Genomic DNA, 6,517 nt, shown 5'->3' with positions numbered 1-6,517 from the left:
TCCACCGCCCCTCGTCGTGCACCTCGACGACGAGGGTGCGGCCCGTGGACCATATCCGCATCACGGCCTTGGCGGTGGGGTGACCGTGTGTGACGGCGTTGGTGGCCACCTCGTTCACCGCCACGAGGAAGTCGGCCAGTCTCTCGCGGGCCATCCCGCCCTGTACGGCCTGCACGGCGGCGAAGTCCCGCACGTCGGGCAGGTCGGGCAGGCAGAAGGCCAGTTCCGCCACGGGGGCTCCGGCGGGGGGAAGCCGGGAACGGTCGCCGCTCGCCAGAAAGCGAGCCGGACGAACACCGTCCTCGTTCACGCGAGATCCGCCTCCCCTGTCCCACCGCGCCGTCTTTCTCAGCACCTGGGGATCATTTCAACCGCACCCTATGCCACATCGCTCCGTCGCCGGTTTGGGTGCCCGATGAGGGCCGGTGTATTCAGCATTCGGCGACCAGGTCGGCGCGAAGCCGGTCCAGAACCTTCCGCAGGATACGGGAAACGTGCATCTGGGAGATTCCGAACTCGGCCGCGATCTCCGCCTGGGTCATGTTCCCGAAGAAGCGCAGCAGCAGGATGTTCTTCTCCCGCGGCGGCAGCTTGTCGATCAGCGGCATGACCGCCTCGCGGTCGACGAGCATGCCCACGGCGTCGTCCTGGTCGGGGATGACGTCACCGAGCGCGGCGGCGTCGTCGTCCGCCCCGAGCGGCGCGTCCAGCGACAGCGCGCTGTAGGCCGCGGAGGCGTCCAGGGTGAGCAGGACGTCCTCCTCGGAGATGTTCATCTTCGCCGCGAGTTCGGCGACCGTCGGGGAACGGCCGAGGTCCTGGCTGAGGTCGGCGACCAGCCGGTTCAGCTCGGCCCTGCGCTCCTGGTAGACGCGCGGCACCCGGATCGCCCAGGTGCGGTCGCGGAAGTGACGCTTGACCTCGCCGGTCATCGTGACCACCGCGTAGCCGCGGAAGGCGTGGCCGAGGTCGGGGTCGAATCCGTTGATCGCCTTCATCAGCCCGACGTAGGCGGCCTGCAGAAGGTCTTCGAGCGGTTCGCCGCGGTAGCGGTAGCGGCGGGCGATCTCCATGGCGAGCGGCCGGTGCATCTCGACGAGGCGCTCGCGCAGCCGCTCGGCGCGGTAGCCGGAGACCTCCGGAAGCGCCATCTCGGCGAGGAGATCCTCGGCGGTCATCTCGGTGATTTCGAGGGCCTGGACAGACATCGCTGCTCCCTGGTGGGACTGTCGAACGACGCCACACGCGGAACAGCGTCCGGGCAGACGGCATCGCCTCGACGTTTCTCAAGGCGAGGCCCTCTGCTGGACCTCGGTTCTAGTATTACCCCGATTCCGGGAGTATTGCTCGCCCGCAGGTAACAGTAAGGTTGCTAATCGAACGGGCTAGGAGGACCTGAGTGACGGTGTCGGAGAACGGTGAGAGAGCGGCGGCGCTGACCCTGACGTCGGCGCTTGTCGGCGGAATCAACGTGATCCGGGTGACCGGCCTGCTCGACGCGACGACCAGGGACCAGTTCGCCGACTACCTGGCCGCCGAGGTGAGCGAGCACGGCCCCGAGATGGCGCTTGATCTGAGCGGGGTGACCTTCATGGACTCCCGCGCCCTCGGCCTGATCGTCCATCACTGGCAGCTCAGCACGAACGCCGAGGTCAGGTTCGCGCTCATCGGCGTCGAGTACGCCAAGACCAAGGTGATGTGGATCACCGGGCTGGCCCAGCGGCTGCCGCTCTACGACACGGTCGACGACGCGCTGGCCGCGTTCGGCTGAGGGTTCCCCGCCGTCGCGGGTCCTGGGACCTCATGAGGAGCGCTGGTTGCGCTGGTGCTCCTCGACCAGCAGCCTGGCCAGGTCGGCCACCTTCACCTGGTGGTGCTGGGAGATCCGGCGCAGCTCGTCGAAGGCGGCCTCGGCCGAGCAGCCACTGGACTTCATGATGATGCCCTTGGCCTGGTCGATGACCGCCCGGCCCGCCAGCGCCTCCTGCATCTGCGCCGCGTCGGTCCTGACCTCGTCGTAGTCCCACATGTTGGCCAGCGCCACGGTCACCTGCTCGGCGAGCATGTCCGCCAGCGGGGGGACGTTCCTGGCCGCGAACACCCCGGGGAGCACGCCGTACAGGCCGAGGACCAGGACGGAGCGCTCGACGGTGATCGGCATGGACAGCACGGTGCGGACGCCGCAGCGGACCGCCATCCCGGCGTAGGCGGGCCAGCGGGAGTCGCGCAGCACGTCCTGGACGATCACCGGGCGGCCGGTCTCACGGACCTCCGCGGAGGGCCCCTCCCCCAGGTCGGCCTCGCTGTCGACCAGCAGGATGAGCTCGCTGTGCGAGGCGGAGACGACCACGCGTTCCCCCCGCCACAGCTCGGCTGAGCCGCCCGCACATCCGGGGACCCCGCCTGCGAGCGTGGTGGTCAGCCCGCGCAGCACGCTCTCACTCGACGTCTCCTCGCTGACCCTGCCGAGGGCGGCGAGGTCACGGGCGAGAATGGGAGTGACCATGTCCATGGTGCGGGTCCCCCTATCTGTTTCGCTAACTTAATCACTATCCGACCGCGCATCGATCCGACCCCGCCGGGTGACGTACCGTCTACGACGGGACCGCCCGGTCCCCGGCCGCCGACGAGGACGAGCATTGACCGACGCCATTGGCCTCAACACGCTGGAGCAGGCGCTGAGCGCGCTCGCCTCCAGGGTTTCCTCCCTGCGCGAGGCTAGGTCCGCCTACCCCGCCGACCCCCGGTCCACACTCGACGCGGCCCTGGCGGAGCTCGACACCGCCCGTGAGCTGCTGGAGTCGGCCCTGCGTGAGCTGCGCAAGGCGCCCAGACGCTCCGGCGACCGGGAGAGCGGCTCGCAGCGGGAGCTCAAGCTGCTGCGGCAGGTCTTCCGCTCCTTCCCGGTGCCGGTCGTGGTGCTCGACGCCTCGGGGGTGGTCAGGCGGATCAGCGCGGAGACCTCGCGGATGCTGGGCAGCCCGGCGGGTTACCTGATCGGCCGGTCCTTCCCGCTGCTGGTCGACGTCTCGCGGCGGGCGGCCTTCCGCTCGCACCTGACGGCCGTGCAGCAGGGAGGGCAGAGCGCGACGTTCCAGACCCGGCTGACCCACCAGGGCCGCGCGCACACGGTGCAGCTGGCGGTCATCCGGCTGACCATGCCCGGCGAGCCGCAGGAGATGACCGCGGTCGTGATCCTGCCGCTGGAGGCGCACGTCGCGGGCGGCCCGCCGGGGCCGGTCGACCGTTCGGACGCGTCCCTGGTCATGGCCGCCGCGCGCCGCCAGGAGCTGCTGGCCAGGATGACCCGCCTGCTGCTCGACGAGGAGAGCCTGCGTCAGCCGGTGACCGTCACCAGGGCGGCGCGGCTGCTGGCCGCGGAGACCGCCGACTGGGTGATCGCCGACGTGGTCCGTGACGGGGTGCCCAGGCGCGCGGTCGTGCTGGGGCCGAGCGACAAGCCGGTGACCGAGCTGGTCCGCCTCGTCGAGGGGCTGACGCCGCTGGCCGCGCCCACCGTGGCCCACGTGCTGACCGGGGGTTCGGGCGTGGTCCACGAGATGCTTGAGGACGAGTCGCTGCTCGGCGAGGTCCCCGGCGGACCGCCGCTGCTGCGGGTCATGGGCGCGGCCTCGCTGCTGGTCGTGCCGATCCAGGGCGAGGCGGGCGCGCTGGGCGCCCTCACCCTGGTACGGCTGCGCGACCGCGAGCCGTTCTCCCTGGCCGACCTGGGGCTGATGGAGGAGATCGGCGCTCACCTGGGGCTCGCGCTGCGCGCCAGGCGCAGTTTCCAGACCCGTTCCCAGGCGGCCGACGCGCTGCGCACCAGCGTGGTGCCCAGGAGCCTGCCGGACATCCCGGGGGTCGAGGCGGCGGCGATCTACCACGCGGGGTCGAGCCCGGTCGGCGCCGAGTTCTACGACGTCTTCCCGGTGCGGGACGGGTGGGGCTTCGCGCTCGGGGGCGCCGCGGGCAAGGGTGAGGAGGCCGCCTCCGTCACCGCCATGGTGCGCAACGGGCTGCGGGTGCTGAGCGTGTGGGAGTCCGACCCCGTCGAGGCCATGCGCAGGCTGAACCACGCGCTGGTCGCGCAGAACAGCGGGATGTTCGTGATGGCCGTCGCGGGGTTCGTCAGGGCCCGCAGGATCATGCTGGCCGGGGCCGGGCACCACCCGGCGGCGTTGCTCCAGGCGGACGGCGGGGTGCGTTTCACCGCGGGAGGAGGCGTGCCGCTCGGCATCGCCCCGGAGGCGGAGATCCTCACCGAGGAGATCACGCTGACCTCGGGCCAGACCCTGGTGTTCTACTCCGACGGGCTGGTCGCCTCGCAGAACGACCAGGGGGAGGCCTACGGTGAGACCCGTCTGGCGGACGTGCTGGCGCGCTGCGCGGGTCAGGCGCCCGCGACCGTGGTCAAGGCGGTCGAGGAGGACCGGCATGCCTTCTCCGGCGGCCGGGTGTGGGACGAGATCGTGATCCTCGCGCTGCGCGTCGTATGACAACCCCATGGAATTCAGGGCAATTCAGAGGTTTGCCCGAGTCTGGGAGTTGGGTATGGTGATGGGCGTCGCAGATGAGTGCCTAAGAAGCAGGCACCCCTGAAGGATTCCAGGCTTTTCCATGCCTATCTCCTCCCAGAGGTGTGCCGTGAACATCGCATTCGTCTCCTCGGACACTCCCTCCGCCCCCCAGGGCAAGGACGACCTCGCCTCGCAGCGGGCCTACCTGATGGCCGTCGCCCGTGAGCTCGGCCGCGAGCACAAGGTCACGATCTACACCCGCAGGCACTCCGACGCCGACAGGCCGAAGGTCCGCCTCTCCCCCGGCGTCACGCTGGAGTGCCTTCCCGCGGGCCCCGCGCAGGACCTCCCCGAGGACGGCCTGCTGCCCTACCTGTCCGACCTGGGCGAGCAGCTCATGCGGCGCTGGGGCCAGGACCGCCCCGACGTCATCCACGCGCACTCCTGGACCGGCGGGCTGGCCGCCATCGCCGGGGCCAGCGGCCTCGGCGTGCCGTTCACCCAGACCTTCGGCGGCGAGGACGGCCAGGACGCCAGGAAGGTCAAGCTGCGGCGGGCGATCGGCCGCCGGGCGAGCGTGGTGATCGCCGGGTGCGGCGACGAGGAGTCGACGCTGATCCGCATGGGCGTGCCGCGCCGCAACATCGCGGTGATCCCCTGCGGCGTCGACGTCGAGCGCTTCCGGCGCCAGGGCCCGGCGGCGGCCAGGGGCACCCGGCCCCGGCTGCTGCACGTGGGGCCGCTGAGCCCGTACAAGGGCGTGCACACCGCGGTGCGCGCGCTGGCGGGGATCCCCGACGCCGAGCTGGTCGTCGCGGGCGGGTCCCCGGCCGGTGACCTGGAGCACGACGCCGACGCGCACCGGGTGATGCTGCTGGCCAAGGAGGTCGGCGTCGAGGACCGTGTCACCCTGCTGGGCCAGGTGCCGCACTCCTCGATCCCCAAGCTGATGCGCAGCGCCGACGTGGTCGTCTCGCTGCCCCGGGAGGCACCGTCCGGGGTCGTGGCGATCGAGGCCATGGCGTGCGGCGTCCCGGTCGTCGCCTCCGCGGTCGGCGCCCACCTGGACTCGGTCGTGGACGGGGTGACCGGGCTGCTGGTGCCCGCCGACCGGCCCGCGCAGGCCGCCCGCCTCACCCGTGAGCTGCTCGCCGACTCGACCCGCCGCACCGCGATCGGTTTCGCGGGGGCGGACCGGGCGCGCTCGCGTTACTCCTGGGAGCGGATCGGCCAGGAGCTGGTCCAGGTCTACGAGAACGCGATGGCCGTCCAGCGCTGAGGCCGCCGCCGTACGGCACGGGCCGGGAACCTCCGGAGGGGGAGGGTCCCGGCCCTTCTTGCCCCGCCCATTGGATAGGCATACGTTTATCCGCATGTTGATTCATCCATGGGACGCGGCGACCGAGGACGAGGCGCTGGAGTTCGTCAGGGCCAACGAGTTCGGCCATCTGATCGCCGCCGGGCGGGGGCGTGAGGTCCCGGTGGTCGTGCCGACCCAGTTCCTGCTCACCGGCGAGCGCACGGTCCTGCTCCATCTGGCCAGGCCCAACCCGATCTGGGCCGCCGTCGAGGAGAACCCCGCCGTGGTGCTCTCCGTCGCCGGCGACTGGGCCTACGTCCCCGGAGCGTGGAAGATCCTGCCCGAGGACGGGGAGGACCCCCGCATGGGCGTCCCCACCACCTACTACGCCGCCGTCCAGCTCGTCTGCGACGCCGAGATCGTCTCCGGCGCGGAGGAGAAGGCGGAGATCCTCAGGGCCCAGCTCGCCCGCCTTGAGGCGGACGGCGCGCTCGTGGACCCGTCCGTGCACGGGCGCCGCCTCAGGGGCATCCTCGGCCTGCGGCTGAGGATCAGGGAGGTCGTCGGCAAGTTCAAGTACGGCGGCAACGTGGACGAGGCGCACCGCCGCCACGTCGCCGAGCGGCTGGCCGAGCGGGGCGGCCCCGGTGACGCCCCCGCTCGCGCCCGCCTCCTGCGCGGACTCGGGTGACCCTCT

7 protein-coding genes are annotated in these 6,517 nt (G+C 71.5%); 4 read left to right on the top strand and 3 right to left on the bottom strand.

The features are described from left to right. Window positions 1-310 (bottom strand): ATP-binding protein (locus ACFOYY_RS03880; protein ID WP_386187887.1); only part of this gene is annotated, 310 nt, incomplete at its 3' end. 121 nt (window positions 311-431) lie between these two features. After that, a complete protein-coding gene (locus ACFOYY_RS03875; protein WP_386187884.1) occupies window positions 432-1,208 on the bottom strand; it encodes a SigB/SigF/SigG family RNA polymerase sigma factor in 777 nt (258 codons plus the stop codon). Between the two features lie 191 nt (window positions 1,209-1,399). On the opposite strand from ACFOYY_RS03875, the gene ACFOYY_RS03870 reads away from it, so the two are divergent. Beyond that, complete coding sequence (locus tag ACFOYY_RS03870; RefSeq protein WP_352011950.1) at window positions 1,400-1,771, top strand: STAS domain-containing protein; 372 nt, start codon at window positions 1,400-1,402, stop codon at window positions 1,769-1,771. A gap of 30 nt (window positions 1,772-1,801) precedes the next feature. Here the strand turns inward: ACFOYY_RS03870 and ACFOYY_RS03865 are convergent, their stop codons facing one another. Next, window positions 1,802-2,506 carry an ANTAR domain-containing response regulator gene (locus ACFOYY_RS03865; protein ID WP_352011949.1) on the bottom strand — a complete coding sequence of 235 codons (705 nt, stop codon included), beginning with the start codon at window positions 2,504-2,506 and terminating at the stop codon, window positions 1,802-1,804. A gap of 133 nt (window positions 2,507-2,639) precedes the next feature. Between ACFOYY_RS03865 and ACFOYY_RS03860 the strand changes: the two genes are divergently transcribed. The 3 genes from ACFOYY_RS03860 to ACFOYY_RS03850 all read left to right on the top strand — a co-directional run bounded on the left by ACFOYY_RS03860 (window position 2,640) and on the right by ACFOYY_RS03850 (window position 6,511). Beyond that, window positions 2,640-4,499, top strand: coding sequence for a SpoIIE family protein phosphatase (locus tag ACFOYY_RS03860; protein ID WP_386187880.1), 1,860 nt, complete (start codon window positions 2,640-2,642; stop codon window positions 4,497-4,499). 148 nt (window positions 4,500-4,647) lie between these two features. Then, on the top strand, window positions 4,648-5,799 hold the full coding sequence (locus ACFOYY_RS03855; RefSeq protein ID WP_352011947.1) for a glycosyltransferase: 1,152 nt from the start codon (window positions 4,648-4,650) through the stop codon (window positions 5,797-5,799). A gap of 94 nt (window positions 5,800-5,893) precedes the next feature. Further along, window positions 5,894-6,511, top strand: coding sequence for an FMN-binding negative transcriptional regulator (locus tag ACFOYY_RS03850; RefSeq protein WP_386187876.1), 618 nt, complete (start codon window positions 5,894-5,896; stop codon window positions 6,509-6,511). The last annotated feature ends 6 nt before the right edge of the window (window positions 6,512-6,517 follow it).

This window comes from Streptosporangium jomthongense (assembly GCF_042650425.1).
Taxonomy (GTDB): Bacteria; Actinomycetota; Actinomycetes; order Streptosporangiales; family Streptosporangiaceae; genus Streptosporangium.
Note: the sequence above shows the minus strand (reverse complement) of the source record. Positions and strands in the feature narration are given on the sequence as shown.

What these genes read in the sequence shown, in the direction of transcription:
- ACFOYY_RS03875 (WP_386187884.1), bottom strand. Translation starts at nt 1,208, where the DNA reads ATGTCTGTCCAGGCCCTCGAAATCACCGAGATGACCGCCGAGGATCTC.
- ACFOYY_RS03865 (WP_352011949.1), bottom strand. Translation starts at nt 2,506, where the DNA reads ATGGTCACTCCCATTCTCGCCCGTGACCTCGCCGCCCTCGGCAGGGTC.
- ACFOYY_RS03850 (WP_386187876.1), top strand. Translation starts at nt 5,894, where the DNA reads ATGTTGATTCATCCATGGGACGCGGCGACCGAGGACGAGGCGCTGGAG.